At 68.7% G+C, this 15497-nt stretch carries 10 protein-coding genes; 7 read left to right on the forward strand and 3 right to left on the reverse strand.

Annotated features, from left to right (window positions below):
* Positions 1–4 precede the first annotated feature (4 nt).
* A complete protein-coding gene (locus NBRGI_RS08080; RefSeq protein ID WP_167829093.1) occupies positions 5–460 on the reverse strand; it encodes a GtrA family protein in 456 nt (151 codons plus the stop codon).
* Positions 461–623: 163 nt separating this feature from the next.
* Here NBRGI_RS08080 and NBRGI_RS08085 point away from each other — a divergent pair, with 163 nt between their 5' ends.
* The 7 genes from NBRGI_RS08085 (at position 624) to NBRGI_RS48505 (ending at position 11367) form a co-directional block, all read left to right on the forward strand.
* Positions 624–2111 (forward strand): FAD-binding oxidoreductase, encoded by a 1488-nt coding sequence (locus NBRGI_RS08085; protein ID WP_029894110.1) that lies wholly within the window; start codon positions 624–626, stop codon positions 2109–2111.
* Positions 2108–2869, forward strand: coding sequence for a decaprenylphospho-beta-D-erythro-pentofuranosid-2-ulose 2-reductase (locus NBRGI_RS08090; RefSeq protein ID WP_029894112.1), 762 nt, complete (start codon positions 2108–2110; stop codon positions 2867–2869). Before NBRGI_RS08085 ends, NBRGI_RS08090 begins: the two co-directional genes overlap by 4 nt.
* 313 nt (positions 2870–3182) lie before the next feature.
* The gene (locus NBRGI_RS08095; protein ID WP_370627700.1) at positions 3183–5120 is read left to right on the forward strand and encodes a galactan 5-O-arabinofuranosyltransferase; all 1938 of its coding nucleotides are present in this window, start codon (positions 3183–3185) and stop codon (positions 5118–5120) included.
* Positions 5121–5246: 126 nt separating this feature from the next.
* A complete protein-coding gene (locus tag NBRGI_RS08100) occupies positions 5247–7115 on the forward strand; it encodes a glycosyl transferase (RefSeq protein WP_148310731.1) in 1869 nt (622 codons plus the stop codon).
* A 40-nt stretch (positions 7116–7155) separates the two neighbouring features.
* Positions 7156–10551, forward strand: a complete 3396-nt coding sequence (locus NBRGI_RS08105) for an arabinosyltransferase domain-containing protein (RefSeq protein WP_029894118.1) — start codon at positions 7156–7158, stop codon at positions 10549–10551.
* Between the two features lie 136 nt (positions 10552–10687).
* Complete coding sequence (locus NBRGI_RS48500; protein ID WP_014980983.1) at positions 10688–10849, forward strand: hypothetical protein; 162 nt, start codon at positions 10688–10690, stop codon at positions 10847–10849.
* Positions 10850–11211: 362 nt separating this feature from the next.
* A complete protein-coding gene (locus tag NBRGI_RS48505; protein WP_162836662.1) occupies positions 11212–11367 on the forward strand; it encodes a hypothetical protein in 156 nt (51 codons plus the stop codon).
* Here the strand turns inward: NBRGI_RS48505 and NBRGI_RS08120 are convergent.
* Together NBRGI_RS08120 and NBRGI_RS08125 are read right to left on the reverse strand one after the other, a co-directional pair.
* Positions 11345–11932: a Uma2 family endonuclease gene (locus NBRGI_RS08120; protein WP_051727571.1), complete on the reverse strand. Its 588-nt coding sequence runs from the start codon at positions 11930–11932 to the stop codon at positions 11345–11347. The two genes, NBRGI_RS48505 and NBRGI_RS08120, sit on opposite strands and share 23 nt — an antisense overlap.
* Before the next feature lie 91 nt (positions 11933–12023).
* Positions 12024–15371 (reverse strand): arabinosyltransferase domain-containing protein, encoded by a 3348-nt coding sequence (locus NBRGI_RS08125; RefSeq protein ID WP_029894122.1) that lies wholly within the window; start codon positions 15369–15371, stop codon positions 12024–12026.
* Positions 15372–15497 lie beyond the last annotated feature (126 nt).

Below are 15497 nucleotides of genomic sequence, written 5' to 3' on the forward strand. Positions count from 1 at the left end.
CGCGTCACTTGATCTTGAAGATCACCAGGCGCTGGACGACGAAGTTGATGACGGTGGCGGTGCCCTGCGCGACGACGAAGGCGAGCAGCTGGCGCCACGCCGCGTCCGGCAGCGCCTCGTAGAGCACCGCGTTGATGCCGACCTGCACGGCGAAGGTGACCGCGTAGAGAATCACCACCGCGACGAAACGAGCCCGGCTCGGCGGGGCCTGGAAGGTCCAGCGCCGGTTGATCAGGTACGCGGTGGTGGTGCCCGCGATGAAGCTGAGCGACTTGGCCGCCTCACGCGGCAGCCCGATCAGGTTGAAGAGCAGGCTGTACAACCCGAAGTCGACGATCGCCGACAGGCCGCCGGTCAGGGTGAACCGGACGATCTGCGTCTTGAGGTCGACATCGGTACCGCCCGGCTCGTCGACCAGCGGCAACTCGACCGGAAGCGGCAGATGGGGTTCGGCAGGCACGGGCACGAGCGTAGCCGGGGCCCGCCGCGGCGGCGCGCGGACCGGCCGAGCCCACCGAACCCGCGATGTGGGCGGCGGGCGTGTCCAGCGCCATAGCGACCTATATGTCACTACTCCGGAGTAAGAGACATCGACCGGATGTCCGGTCATACCTGTAGCCTCTATGCCGATGTCCACGAAAGCTCCGACCGCCACCACGACGACCGGGAACGAGAACGGCGCCACCGTCACGAACGGGGACGCCGACGCCGGGAGCGCGTTCGCCTTGCCGACGCAAACCCGCACGTTGACCGGGTGGGGTCGCACCGCACCAACCTCCTCCGAAGTGCTCTCGACCGGCGATCCGGAACTGATCGCCAAGGCCGTCGCCATGGTCGCCGAGGACAACGACAGCAAGCCACCACACCTGCGCCGCGGTGTCATCGCGCGCGGGCTCGGCCGCTCCTACGGCGACCACGCGCAGAACGCGGGTGGGCTGGTGGTCGACATGACGGCGCTGAACAACATCCATCGGATCGACCGCGACACGCGGATCGTCGACGTGGACGGCGGGGTCAGCCTGGACCAGCTCATGAAGGCGGCGCTGCCGTTCGGGCTGTGGGTTCCGGTGCTGCCCGGCACCCGTCAGGTGACGATCGGCGGCGCCATCGCCTCCGACATCCACGGTAAGAACCATCACAGTGAAGGCAGCTTCGGCAACCACGTGCGCTCGATCGAGCTGCTCACCGCCGACGGGCAGGTGCAGCACCTCACGCCGAAGCGCAACGCCAAGCTGTTCTGGGCGACCGTCGGCGGCAACGGCCTCACGGGCATCATCCTGCGCGCGACCATCGAGATGACGCCTACCGAGTCGGCGTACTTCCTCAACGACGGCGTGAAGACCACGACGCTCGACGAGACCATCGCGGCGCACAGCGACGGCAGCGAAGCCGACTACACCTACTCGAGCGCGTGGTTCGACGTGATCAGCCCGCTGCCGAAGCTGGGCCGCGCCACCATCACCCGCGGCAGGCTGGCCAAGGTCGACGAGCTACCCAAGCGCCTGCGTAAGAAGCCGCTGAAATTCGATGCGCCGCAACTGATGACGGTGCCGGACATCTTCCCGAACTGGACGATGAACAAGCTGACGCTGCGCTCCATCGGCGAGGCGTACTACGCGATGGGCGGCAACTACACCGGCAAGGTGCAGAACCTGACGCAGTTCTATCACCCGCTCGACATGATCGCGGAGTGGAACCGTGGCTACGGCTCCAACGGTTTCCTGCAGTACCAGTTCGTGGTGCCGACCGAGGCGGTCGAGGAGTTCAAGCGGATCATCATCGACATCCAGGCCTCGGGTCACTACTCGGCGCTCAACGTGTTCAAGCTGTTCGGCGCGGGCAACCCGGCGCCGCTGAGCTTCCCGATGCCGGGCTGGAACATCTGTGTCGACTTCCCGATCAAGCCCGGGCTCAACGAACTGGTCAGCGAGCTGGACCGGCGGGTGCTGGAGTTCGGCGGGCGGCTGTACACGGCGAAGGACTCGCGCACCAGCGCCGAGACCTTCCACCAGATGTACCCACGGATCGACGAGTGGATCAAGATCCGCCGAAGTGTCGATCCCACAGGCGTTTTCATGTCCGATATGGCGAGAAGGCTGGAGCTTCAGTGATCAATGCCGTGGGAAACCCGCAGGCCATTCTGCTGCTCGGCGGTACCTCCGAGATCGGCCTCGCGATCTGCGCGGAATACCTGAAGAAGGGGCCCGCGCGGATCATCCTGGCCGCCCTGCCCAATGATCCGCTGCGCGAAGAAGCCGTCGCGCAGATGAAGGCGGCGGGTGCCAGCAGTGTCGAACTGATCGATTTCGACGCGCTCGACACCGACGGTCACCCGAAGGTGATCGACGCGGCCTGGGACGGCGGCGATGTCGATATCGCGATCGTCGCGTTCGCGCTCGACGGTGACCCGGAAGAGCTGTGGCAGAACCAGCGCAAGGCCGTGCAGGTCGCCGGAATCAACTACACCGCATCGGTTTCGGTCGGCGTGCTGGTCGGCGAGAAGATGAAGGCGCAGGGCTTCGGGCGGATCATCGCGATGTCCTCGGTCGCCGGTGAGCGGGTCCGCCGCACGAACTTCGTCTACGGCTCCACCAAGGCCGGCCTGGACGGTTTCTACCTCGGGCTCGGCGAGGCGCTGCGCCCGCACGGGCCGCGCGTGCTGGTGATCCGGCCGGGCATGGTGCGCACCAAGTTCTCCGCGCACGTCAAAGAGGCGCCGCTCACCGTGGACAAGGAAGTCATTGCCGAGCTGGCGGTTTCGGCCGCGCAGAAGGGCAGGGAACTCATCTGGGCGCCGGGCACCTGGCGCTACGTCATGATGATCCTGCGCCACATCCCGCGCCCGATCTTCCGCAAGCTGCCCATCTGACGCACGCTGCCGCGCCGGTCCGCGCCGCTGTGCCGGAGTGGGCCGGCGGCGGGCGGGCCTGCGCGAAATCAGGCGTCACCGGCATGGGTCGCCACATCCGGCACCGGACCTGGCAGCATGTTCGCGGATCGTCCGAACGCCGCAGTGCGGGCGTCGTGACGCCGACGTGAAAGCCGAGCCCGAACGAAGCCGGAGATGCCATGCGAGTGTTCGACTGTGACGACCGCGGAGCGCCGTGGTGACCACCGCGACCGCACCGAGCGGTGCATCGACGGAGCACGGCGAGCCGGCGCGGACGCCGGGTAAAGCGCAGCTGCTGGTTCGCCACCTCGGCTCCGGGGTGGGCGAGGCGCTGCTGGCGGCGGTGGTCGCCACGGTGGTGACCGGTGTTGGGCTGGTGGCGTTCTCGCGGGTGCAGTGGCCCGCGTTCAACTCCTCCAACGTCACTCGGGCGCTGACCACGGTCGGACAGGTAGTGGCAGCGGTACTGCTGATCACGGCGATCGTGCTGCTGCGGCGGCAGCGCTGGCGTTGGGCGGCGAAAGTGCTGTCCTGGGTGGGCATTTCGACCTTCGTCACGTTCACCCTGGGGATGCCGCTGGCGGCCACCAAGCTGTATCTGTTCGGCGTCTCGGTGGACCAGGAGTTCCGCACCGAGTATCTGACCCGGCTCACCGACACCGCGGCGCTGCGCGATATGACCTACGCCGACCTGCCGCCGTTCTATCCAGCGGGCTGGTTCTGGATCGGCGGACGCGTCGCCAACGTACTCGGTCTGACCGGGTGGGAAACCTTCAAGCCGTATGCGATCGGCTCGATCGCGGTCGCGGCGGTGATCTCACTTGTGCTGTGGTCCAAGCTGATTCGCGCGGACTGGGCGGTCGCGGTGACCGCGGCGGTGACCGCGCTCGCGGTCGCGTACGCCGCGCCCGAGGCCTACAGCGCGGTGATCGTGATCCTGCTGCCGCCCGCACTCGTGCTCGCCTGGGGCGCGCTGCACCGGCCCCTCGACGCGGGCAAGACCCTCGGCGGGTGGGGCGCGGTGCTCGGCACCGGGCTGTTCCTCGGCTGGTCCGCCACGTTCTACACGCTGTACGCGGCGTTCGCGGCCTTCGCCGTCGCGCTGATGGGGCTCATCGCGGCCGGACTCGCGGTGCGCGAACACCGGGCCGCCGCCCATCCGCGCCGGGCACGCGACGCCGCCGAGACGCTGCCGCCATGGCGGGCGGCGGTCCCACCACTGGTCCGGCTGGCGGTGATCGCGGTGCTCGCCGCGCTGGTCGCGCTGATCGTCTGGCTGCCGTACCTGCTGAAGACGCTGAGCGGCAAGGTCGCCACCTCCGGTTCCGCGTTCCACTACCTGCCCGAATCCGGGGCCGAACTGCCGTTGCCGATGGCCGAGTTCTCGCTGCGCGGCGCGCTCTGCCTGATCGGATTGCTCTGGCTGGTGGTGCGAGCCGCCTCGTCGCGGCGGGCGCAGGCGCTGGGCATCGGGGTGCTGGCCGTGTACCTGTGGACGCTGCTGTCCATGGCGGCGACGGCGGCCGGGACCACACTGCTCTCGTTCCGGTTGGAATCGGTGCTGCTCGCGCTGCTCGCCGCGGCCGGCGCGTTCGGTTTCGTGGAGGGTGCGCGGGCGATCTATCAGGCGTTGAACGAGCCGCAACAGTTCCGGATCGCCGCCGTCGCGGTCGCGGTGGTCGGCGCGCTCGCGTTCACCCAGCACATCCCGCACATTCTCGCGCCGGAGATCACCACCGCCTACACCGACACCGACGGCAACGGGGAACGCGCCGACCAGCGCGCCCCGTCGGCGGTCGCGCACTACCGCGCGATCGACGCGGCGCTGCTCGCGCAGACCGGCCGGCCGCGCTCGGACACGGTGCTGCTCACCGCCGACACCAGCTTCCTGTCCTTCTACCCGTACTACGGCTTCCAGGCGCTCACCTCGCACTACGCGAACCTGCTCGCCGACTTCCCCGGCCGGGCCGCGACCATCGAGAGCTGGAGCAAGCTGAAATCGTCCGCGGCGTTGCTCGACGCATTGGCGGCCTGCCCGTGGCGGGCACCGGACGCCTTCCTGTTCCGGCGCAGCGGCGACACCTACACCCTGCGTCTGGCCAAGGACGTCTACCCGAACGATCCCAACGTGCAGCGCTACTCGGTGGCCTTCCCCAAGGACCTCTTCGCCGATCCGCGCTTCACGAGCACCGATATCGGCCCGTTCACCCTGGTCACGCTGCGAAAATAGGTTTCAGGCAGGCCCGCGGCGACCGGGTCCCGTTCATCACATCCCTACCCGACTGCCAGGCAGAACACAGCCTCGGCAGGTAGGGTCGGCGGCTGAGTTTCAGCTAGGCCGAGGAGAAGTTCGCAGGTGGTACGGGCACGACAGGCCGATCCGGTAGTCACGAACGGGTCGGCGGTAGGGATCGCGGAACGGGAAACCACCGCGATCGGAGTGCCCACCGCGGAGCCGTCGGCTCCGGCGCGCCGCCGAAGACTCCCCCGGATCCGGATGAACCGGGCCGATCTGCTCGTCACGGTCGGTTATCTGGCGCTGGCCGCCACGGTCTTGTCCGGTCAGTGGCGCAACACCCAGAGCGGGTACCTGATCAAGAGCGGTCAGGACCAGACCATGTGGGAATGGTTCTTCGCGGTCACCGCCCACTCGGTCGCGCACCTGGAGAATCCGCTCGGCACCGATCTGCAGAACTTTCCCGCCGGGGTGAACATGATGGCCAACACGGCCATGTTCGGGGTCGGCGTGCCGTTCACCCCGATCACCCTGCTGTTCGGGCCCACGGTGACCTTCGTCCTGGTGCTCACGCTCGGCCTCGCCACCACCGCCGCGGCGTGGTACTGGCTGTTCTCCCGGGAACTGGTCGAATCTCGGGTCGCGGCCGCGATCGGCGGGCTGTTCTGCGGTTTCGCGCCGGCGATGATCTCGCACGCCAACGCGCACCCGAATTTCGTTGTGCTGCTCCTGCTTCCGATCATGGCCGGACTGTTGATGCGGATGGCGCGGCGGGCCGGCGTACGCGACGCCGACGCGCGGCGCTGGCGCGTCCGCGATGCCGTCTGGCTGGGATTCCTTGTCGCACTGCAGATCGCGCTCGGCGAAGAACCACTGTTGATCTTCGCACTCGCGTTCGGGCTGTTCTCGGTCGTCTACCTGCTGCACACACCCCGGCACGGGCTGCGGGTGCTGCGCGGGCTCACCCCCGCGCTGCTGCTGGCGGCGGTGATTGCGCTCATGCTCACCGAAATCCCGCTGTGGTGGCAGTTTTTCGGGCCGCAGAGCTACCGCTCCATCGACCACGGCCCGATGGGCAACGATCTGAAGGCGATCGTGCAGTTCCCGTCCGAATCCCTCGGCGGCCTCTTCGCGCCCGGACAGAACGTCGCGATCAACGAGACCGAGCAGAACGCCTACTTCGGCTGGCCGCTGCTGCTGGTGCTCACCGCCACCCTCGCGCTGCTCTGGCGCGAACGGGTGGTGCGCGCGGCGGCCGTGGTGATCGCGGTGTTCGGCGTGCTCTCGCTCGGCGCAGTCGCCATGTTCGGCAAGCAGGACACCGGCATCGAATTGCCTTGGCGCTGGGCCGAACACGTCCCGCTGCTGAGCACCGTGCTGGAGACCCGGCTCACCATGGCGGCCATCCCCGCCATCGCGGCGGTGCTGGCCCTGGCCACCCAGCGGGCGATCGGCTGGTGGCGTGAGTCGCCGGGCGACTGGCGGCCGCTGGCCTGGTTCGGCGCGCTGCTGTGCGCGCTGCTGCCGTTGACCCCGACCATCCTGCCGGTGGTCCAACGACCCGCCACACCCGCGTTCTTCGCGGACGGGACGGTGCGCGACTACGTGCACGGCGGGTCGGTGGTCATGGTGCCGCCGCCGCGGCCGCTGGACGCGGGCGCACTGCGCTGGCAGGCCGACGCGGGCTTCGACTTCCCGCTCGCCGGAGGGTATTTCGTCGGTCCGACCGGCACGCAGAAGAAGGGGATCTACGGACCCGAGATGCGGCCGACCACCGCACTGCTCGTGCAGGCGCAGGACACCGGCACAGTGCCGCCGATCACCGCGGAGACCCGCGCCGACGCGCAGGAGGACCTGAGGTTCTGGCAGGCCGACGTCCTGGTGCTGCCCGCTACGAAGAACGGCGACACACTGCGCACCACCGTGACCCGACTGCTCGGCTTCGCCCCGGCCCGCGTCGACGACGTGTGGCTCTGGAAGCTGAGGTGATCATCGGCAGCGGCCGGTCGAGTAGCTAGCATCAACGACCGTGCGAGCGGACCGAGCAACTCGAGCGTTCACCCGTCCCGGCGACAGCGACGGGGCCGACGGTGCTCCGCGCCGGGATCGGGCCGGCCGATATCGCCTGATCGCCATCGTCGCCGGACTGCTCGGGTTCGTGCTGGCGCTGCTCACCCCGGTACTGCCGGTGAAACAGGACCGGGCGACGCTGGACTGGCCGCAGGCCGGGACGAGCAGCGTCGAGGCGCCGCTGGTGTCCTACGTGCCGCTGCGGATGCACGCGACGCTGCCGTGCGCGCTGGTGCGGGCCGTGGGACCGGCCGGCACCGTGGTGTCCACCGTGCCCGTCGCGTCGGGTCAGGCGGCAACCAAGGGGCTGGTCGTCTCGGTCGCCGACGGTGTGCTGTCGGTGATCCTGCGCGATGTGCCGCTGCTGTCCGCGCCGGTCGAGGAGATCACCACGGGCACCGGTTGCACGGCGCTGACCATCGATTCGACCGCCGCCGCGACGAGCACCGAGCTCACCGACGTGACCCGGCAGGACGGAACGCCCTTCCGTAACACCGTGACTCGCGATATCCGGCCCCAGATCGTCGGTGTCTTCACCGATCTGGCCGCCGACCGGCTCGACGGCGCCGCAGTGCACGCCGATATCGACTCGCGCTTCTCCTCCTCCCGCACCGCGCTGAAACTGGCCGCGATCGTCGTCGCGGCGCTGAGCACCGTCGTCGCGCTGCTCGCGCTGCATCTGCTCGACACCAGTGACGGGCGCCGGGCCCGGCGCTTCCTGCCCGCCCGCTGGTGGCGGTTCGGCGCGACCGACGCGGTGGTGCTCGGCACGCTGGGCCTGTGGCACTTCATCGGCGCCAACACCTCCGACGACGGCTACATCCTGAACATGGCGCGGGCCTCCGGGCACGCCGGGTTCATGGCGAACTACTACCGCTGGTTCGGCGTGCCCGAGGCGCCGTTCGGCTGGTCCTACGAGGTGCTCGCGTGGATGACCCGGGTCTCCGACGCCAGCCCGTGGATGCGCCTGCCCGCACTGCTGGCCGGCATCACCTGCTGGCTGGTGATCAGCCGGGAAGTACTGCCGCGCTTGGGTGCTCGCGTCCGGCGCAACAAGGTCGCGCTGTGGACCGCGGGCCTGGTGTTCCTCGCGTTCTGGCTGCCCTACGACAACGGCCTGCGGCCGGAACCGCTGATCGCCGCCGGCGCGCTGCTCACCTGGTGCTCGATCGAACGCGCCATCGCCACCGGGCGACTGCTGCCCGCCGCCATCGCCGTGCTGATCGCGGGCTTCTCGCTGGCGGCCGGCCCGACCGGGCTCATCTGCATCGCGGCGCTGATCGCCGGATCGCGACCGGTGTTGCAGATCATCATCAAACGCGCCCGCGGTGTGGTCCCCGCACCGGGCGGCGGTGTGGCCGAAAGCCCCACGGCCGCCGCCGATACCGGCACTACCCAGGTTGCCCGGCGAAACTCGTTGCCCGCCTCGATCTTCCGTTACCTGGCCCTGCTCGCGCCCGGCCTGTCCGCCGGAACCCTGGTGCTGGTGGTGGTTTTCGCGGACCAGACGCTGTCCACCGTCATGGAGGCGACCCGGGTGCGCACGCTCGTCGGGCCGAACGTGGCCTGGTTCGACGAACGCACGCGATGGGATTCGCTGCTGATGCTCTCACCGGACGGCTCGCTGGCCCGGCGCTTCGGCGTGCTCGTCATGCTGCTGTGCCTGCTGGTCTGCGTGTTGCAGGTGCTGCGCAAGGGCCGCATCCCCGGCACCTCGCGCGGGCCGTCGGTGCGGATTCTCGGCATCGTGTTCGCCTCGCTGTTCCTGATGATGTTCACGCCGACCAAGTGGACCCATCACTTCGGCGTGTACGCCGGGCTGGCCGGCTCGCTCGCCGCGCTCGCGGCCGTCGCGGTCGGCACCGAAGGGATTCGCTCGCCGCGCAACCGCGCCCTGTTCGCCGCCGCGGTGCTGTTCCTGCTCGCGATCACGTTCACCGGATCGAACGGCTGGTGGTACGTGTCCAGCTACGGCGTGCCGTGGTGGGACAAGGCGCCACTGGTGGCGGGCAAAGGCTTCTCCACCCTGTTCCTCGGGTTGAGCGGCGTCGCGCTGCTCGTCGCGGTGTGGGCGCACTATCGGCAGCCGTATCGCCGGGAGCGGTTGACGCCCAGGCGCTTCGACCGGTTCGCCAGCGCGCCGTTGACCATCGCCGCCGCGGTGCTGGTGCTGTTCGAGGTCGCGTCGCTGGCCAAGGCGGCGGTCGCGCAGTACCCGGCCTACTCGATCGCGAAGTCGAATCTCGAATCCCTGGCCGGTGATTCGTGCGCCCTCGCGAACGAGGTGCTGGTCGAGACGGACACGAAGAACTCGCTGCTGCTGCCGCTCACCGGCGCTCCCGCCGACGGGTTGGCCGCCGAGACAAAGGGATTCACACCGAACGGGGTCGCGAGCGACCTCACCGCCGATGCCGAGGAGACGGTGTCCGGCGGCGCCAACTCGGTGAACAGCGACGCCAAGAACAAGACGACCAAGACCACCGGCGCGGGCACCGGCGGCGGCACCACCGCCCAGACCGGGATCAACGGCAGCACGGTCGCGCTGCCGTTCGGGCTCGACCCGGCGACGACCCCGGTCCTGGGCAGCTACCAGGACAACGAACAGCAGCAGGCCTCGCTCACCTCGCAGTGGTACGGCCTGGACCTGACCGACAGCATGCGCCACGACCCCGCCTACCAGGTGCTCGCGATCACCGCGGCGGGCCGGATCCGGCACATCGACGCCGACGGCGTGGTCACCTACGGACAGGAGCTGCACCTCGAATACGGCGTGCGCGAGGCGGGCGGCGCGGTGCGCAAGCTCGGCTCGATCGACCCGCTCGACATCGGGCCCGCCCCGTCCTGGCGCAACCTGCGGGTGCCGCTGGACCAGTTGCCGGTCGAGGCGAACGCGGTGCGCCTGGTCGCGGTGGACAACGACATCACGCCCAAGCAATGGCTCGCGGTGACCCCGCCCCGGCTGCCCAAGCTGGCCGCGCTGAATTCCGTTGTCGGCAGTAAGGATCCGGTGCTGCTCGACTGGCATGTCGGGCTCGCGTTCCCGTGCCAGCGTCCGTTCGACCACCACGACGGCGTCGCCGAGGTGCCGCGCTGGCGGATCCTGCCCGACCGGGTCGGCTCCGATGCCTCCAACGCCTGGCAGGACGATATCGGCGGTGGACCGCTCGGCTGGACCGGGCTGCTGCTGGAATCCGAGACCGTCCCCAGCTACCTCGAACACGACTGGTCGCGCGACTGGGGTTCGCTCGAGAAGTTCACCCCGTACGACCCGAATGCCCGGCCCGCCGTTATCGGCGGCACGGTCGAAACGCGCAGCGGATTCGCCAAGGACGATCCGATCCGCGCACGCGGATGAATGGTCGCCGCCGCGCACCCGAACCGACCGGTTGGGTGTTGCGGCGGCGAAAAAATATCGTAAACAGACCGGTTGGACGGCAAATTCACGGTGCGATCACAGGACGAGTTCAGCGAAAAACCGTAATCTGTGCAGTATGACGTCGGCTTTCGATCAGATGGATCTGCGCGATCTCGTCGGTCTCCTCACCGAGGACGAACAACGGGAACTGCGCCCCGCGGTCCTGCGCGTACTCAACCGCCTCCCCTCCCAAGAAGTGCTCCGCCGCGAACTCGGCCTGCGTATGACCAAGGTCTGAGCAACCCCCCGGCTAGCCCGATCCGCGCCCTACCCCCTGGCCCGCGTCAGCCCCGCCCGAACGTACCCGGCCCGGATCGCAGAACCAACGAAATCTCTTGCCCACCACCGCTGCACACGACCAGCGGCAGTCGCCGGCAACGCCGAAACCCCCGCGCCCCGCATCACCCACTCCTGAAACCGATGCGGGCGCCCGACTTTCACCCGCGGGTAGACCCACGCCCGGATAATTGAGCCACGAGTCCCAAACAAGCCATCAACGCCATTTCCTCCCGTGACGACCACACCGGCACGTCCTTCGTAGACCCGAGCCGGTCCGGCCGATCGGCCCTGAAGTCCGATTGCTGAGGGAAGGTTGCACGCATGACGGCGTCTTTCGATGACCTGGATCTGCCCGCGCTCGTCTGCTTCCTGACCGAGGACGAACAGCGCGATCTACGCCCCCTCGTGCTGCGATTCATCGCATGCCGTGAGCCGTCGGCCGAGCAACGCCGGATTACCCCGAGGACAGCTCGCTGAATGCGATGTCGACGGCGATGGGGGAATCGATGGTCAGGCGGCGGGTGTGCAGGCAGACGAGGTGATACCGCCCTTCGGAGAGGCGGTACTCCTCGATCAGTTCGATGCCGTCCCCGGCTTCGGTGAGAAACACGATGAGGTACACCGGGATACCGGCCGCGGCGTAAGCCGCCTTCTTCTCCACCGTGTCGGTGTGGAACGAGCTGTCCGGCGAGACGATCTCGACAACCAGCACAGTGTCACCCGAGTACAGCCGCGCATCGTCGGCGAGGCAGCGGTACACGACGACATCGGGTCTGCGCAGACTCAACGGAACATCGCTGATTCGCACATCGCCGTCGGTCTCGACCATCAGGCACGGTTCGGGCTTACGGCCCGCCTCCATCCGCTCGGCCATGCGGCGCGCCACTCGGTTGTGCAGACGTGACGGACTCTCACACTTGACGATGTGGCCGTCGACCACCTCGATGGTGCGGCAGAAGTCTTCGGGGAGCTGTTCATAATCCCGAGTAGTGATCTGCTCCGGTATCCACCGGTACCAGTCGGTCGGAGCGCCGCTCGTCATGCGCCGAGGCTACCCGGAGCGACCGCGCCGGACCCCGGACGCCCGCAGGCCCGCTGAGCTGATGCTCGGCGGGCCTGCGGGGTCTCGGGGGCTAGAAGACGCGGAGTTTTCCGGGGGTCCAGAAGCCGGAGCGGGTGGCGGTGCCGGTGTCGAGTTTTGCCGGGGTGGCGCTGCGGTCGTACTGGTCGTAGCGCTCCAGGGAGCCCCAGTCGCGGGCGTAGTTGTCCTTCAGGTAGGTCGGGACGGTCACCGACTTCGCCAGCATCTGGGAGAAGCCGAGGATGCCGCCGAACTCCTCCGCCTGCCAGGTGTTGGTGGAGCTGATGGCGAGCGGGCGGTCCGGCAGGATGCGGTACCCGGGAACCTCGGCCACGCCGTTCTTGTGGTTGAACGGGCGCTGGCAGGGGAACTGGAGACCGACGGCCCAGTCCTCGAGCACGGGCTGCTCGGAACCGATGAAGGTGTTGAGCGACTGCAACTTCGGCATCCGCGGCGGGGTGAACGCCAGCCACTGGTCACCGATCAGGATCGGGTCGTTGGCGACGATGCGGACCGCGTCGGCCTCCGGCGCGATCTCGGCGAGCGGGACGCGCAGGTTACGCCAGGACGGGAACGGGCCGATATCGCGCGGCAGGTAGGTGCCGAGCTTCTCGACGCTGCCGTCGGGCAGCTTCCTGCCGTAGTCGACGGTGAGCGACTGGCCGTAGCGGGTGTCACCGGTGTCGTCGACGGACAGGATGCGTCCCGCCGCGCTGATCACCACGAGCGGGCTGTCCGCCGACCGCGGCGAGAGCCCGTACCAGCTCGAGGTGAGATGCGCGGGCTGCTGCACGCCGTTCTGGTAGCTGCCGAGGATCGGCGTGGTCGCCGGGTCCAGCCCGAACGGCAGCGCCACGGTGCTGCCGTTGACGCCACGCGCACCCTGCCCACCGCCGGTGCCCGCGCTCTGCCCCTCGGCGAACGCGGCGCCGACCGACTGGGTCGAGGTATTGCCGGTGCCCGGCTTCACCTCGACGCTGTCGGCGGACAGATCGTTGGGCACGCCGTTCGGATCGAACCCGACCGGGTCGACGCCGGCCAGCGGATCACTCGAATCGGTGAGCGCCGGATCGGGGATCGGCTGCAACCGGCCGCCGTTCGGATCCGCTTCGACCAGAACATCATTGGCGAGGCCGCAACTGTTGCCGCCGAGCGCGTCGAGGTTCGAGCGCGCCAGCGAGTACGCGGGGTACTGCGAGACCGCACCCTTGACCAGCGAGAGCACCTCGAGCGCGACCATCAGCGCGGCGACGACGGTGAGCGGGATCGCGGCGAACTTGCGAATTCGCTTGCCGCGCGCAGACCGTGGCGAGGCCTCCGGTTTCGCGTAGCCCTCCCGCAGCGAATGCCAGGCGACCAACGCGAGCGCCAGCCCGAACAGACCCAGCATCAAGGTGTTCGACTGGTAGCCGTGCAGCGAGATGCGCTTGTCGAACCACGGCACACCGAAGCTGGACACGTACCAGTAGCCGTTGATGCCGGAGAACGCCAGCGCGAGCACGAACAACAGCCCGGCCAGGAAGATCGCCCGGTTCTTGCGCGCCCGCAGGGCCGAGGCCGATACCGCGACCGCGGTCACCGCGGCCAGCGAACCGGCGATGCCCGCGTACGCACCGAAGTGGTGCGTCCACTTGGTCGGGTTGAACATCATGAAGAAGATGGTGCCGAACACGACACCCATCAATCGCCAGGTCGGCGCGCTCGCGATACCGGGCACGCGCCGACGCCGCAACAGCACCAGCATGGTGGTGAACAGGCAGAGCAGCATCACCAGGAACGCGAAGCGGCGCGACAGCGAACCGTCGACGGTCTCCACGAACAGGTAGTAGTAGCGCAGGTAGTCCTCGTACCAGGCGAGGTTGGGCCCGGTGACCTGACGGACCCGGTTCGCCTCCTGGATGCCCGCGAACGTCTGATCGCTGTACACCACGATGAGCACGAGCAGTCCGGCCGCCGCGATGGGGGCGAGCAACGGCAGTGTGGCCCACCACTTTCCGCCCTGCTCGGCGAACTGGCGCCGCTTGCGCACCACGATCCAGATCAGCGGGCGGATACCGGCGAGCAACGCCGCCACACACATCAGGCCGGTCGGCGCGGCCGCGAGGGTGAACGCGGCGACCAGGACCGCGACCCCGGCGGGCAGCAGCCTGCCGGTCGCGATGGCCCGCTCGATCGACACCCAGGTGAGCAGCGCGCCGAGCGCGACGATCGGCTCGGACCGCAGGCCGTTGTCGAACGGCAGCCAGAACGCCAGGAACACCAGGCCGCCGGTCCACAACGCCACCTTGCTGTTGCGCACGCCGCGTCCGAGGCGCGGCACCACCTCGCGGCTGATCACCAGCCAGCAGAGGATGGCGCAGAGCAGCGCGGGCACCCGCACCCAGGCACTGGCGGTGGAGAACTCCGCGAAGAGCTGGATCACGTAGTAGTACCAGCCGAACGGCGCCTCCGGGACGCCGTACCAGCGGAAGTAGTTGGCCATGTAGCCGGCGTGCGGGGCGACCCGCACCATGCTCAGGATGTAGCCGTCGTCGGAGGTGTTGGCGCCGACGAAATGCCACACCAGCAGCGTGCCGACGATCGCGCCGTCGGCCCAGGTGGGCTTCAGCCAGTTCGATGGCAGGAAGCGGCGGTGCCCGCGCCCGTCACTGCCGTCGAGCCGGGCCAGCGCCGCGAGCGCGACCAGTGTGCACAGCACCGCCGCGATCATCGCGATCAGCTTGATCAGGGTGGGACTGGTGGAGAACCGGGTGTCGACCGTCATCGTGAAGTCGAGACCCGCCGGCGCCGCGCCCTTGAGGTCGGAGAAGACGCCGACCACCTGCGGCCGCAGGTCGCCGTTGAGCGAACCCTCGACCGGCACCTGCACCTGCTCCTCGGCCCCGCCCGCGACCGGCTTGGTGACGGTGGTGGTCAGTCCCTCGAACACCGCGCGGGTGCGGTCGTGATCGGAGGTGAGCACCAGCGACGAGCACTGCTCCATGTCGGCTCGCGGCGCCGACACCACCACGGCATTGCGATCGATCACGTCGACCGAGGTCTCGGACACCCGGATGAACAAGGCCTCCAGCGCGGCCCGGTCACCCTGCGGTGGCGCGGTGGCCAGCAGCATGCCGCCGCGTTCGGGCAGCTGCGCGACCGTGCTGCAGGGAATCGTGGCCTTCAGGTCGATCGGGACCTGAGACATCAAGGGCGCCTGCACGTTGCCGAGCGTCGAGGATTGCGGCCAATTCAACACCGCCGTGGTCTGGGTGACCGGCAGGAAAGGGGTCGCAATGGCGAACAGCGCGCCGAGCAGACCGGCGACCAGCGCGATTATTCGCGCGGTCCGGAAATCGGCCGGAGAGGCCGCCGGAGCGGCGGGCGGTTTCGTCAGAACAGCGGTAGCGGCGTCGGGCACGATTGGCAATGCTAGCTGTGTTCAATATGCCGCGCCCGCAGCACGCCATTGTTCGTAAATGCGCGCCGTGATGGTCAAGGGGGGTTCGCACGGTATACACACGACCGGCAAAAGGCGCGCGGGAGC

This window comes from Nocardia brasiliensis IFM 10847 (assembly GCF_000710915.1).
GTDB lineage: Bacteria > Actinomycetota > Actinomycetes > Mycobacteriales > Mycobacteriaceae > Nocardia > Nocardia brasiliensis_A.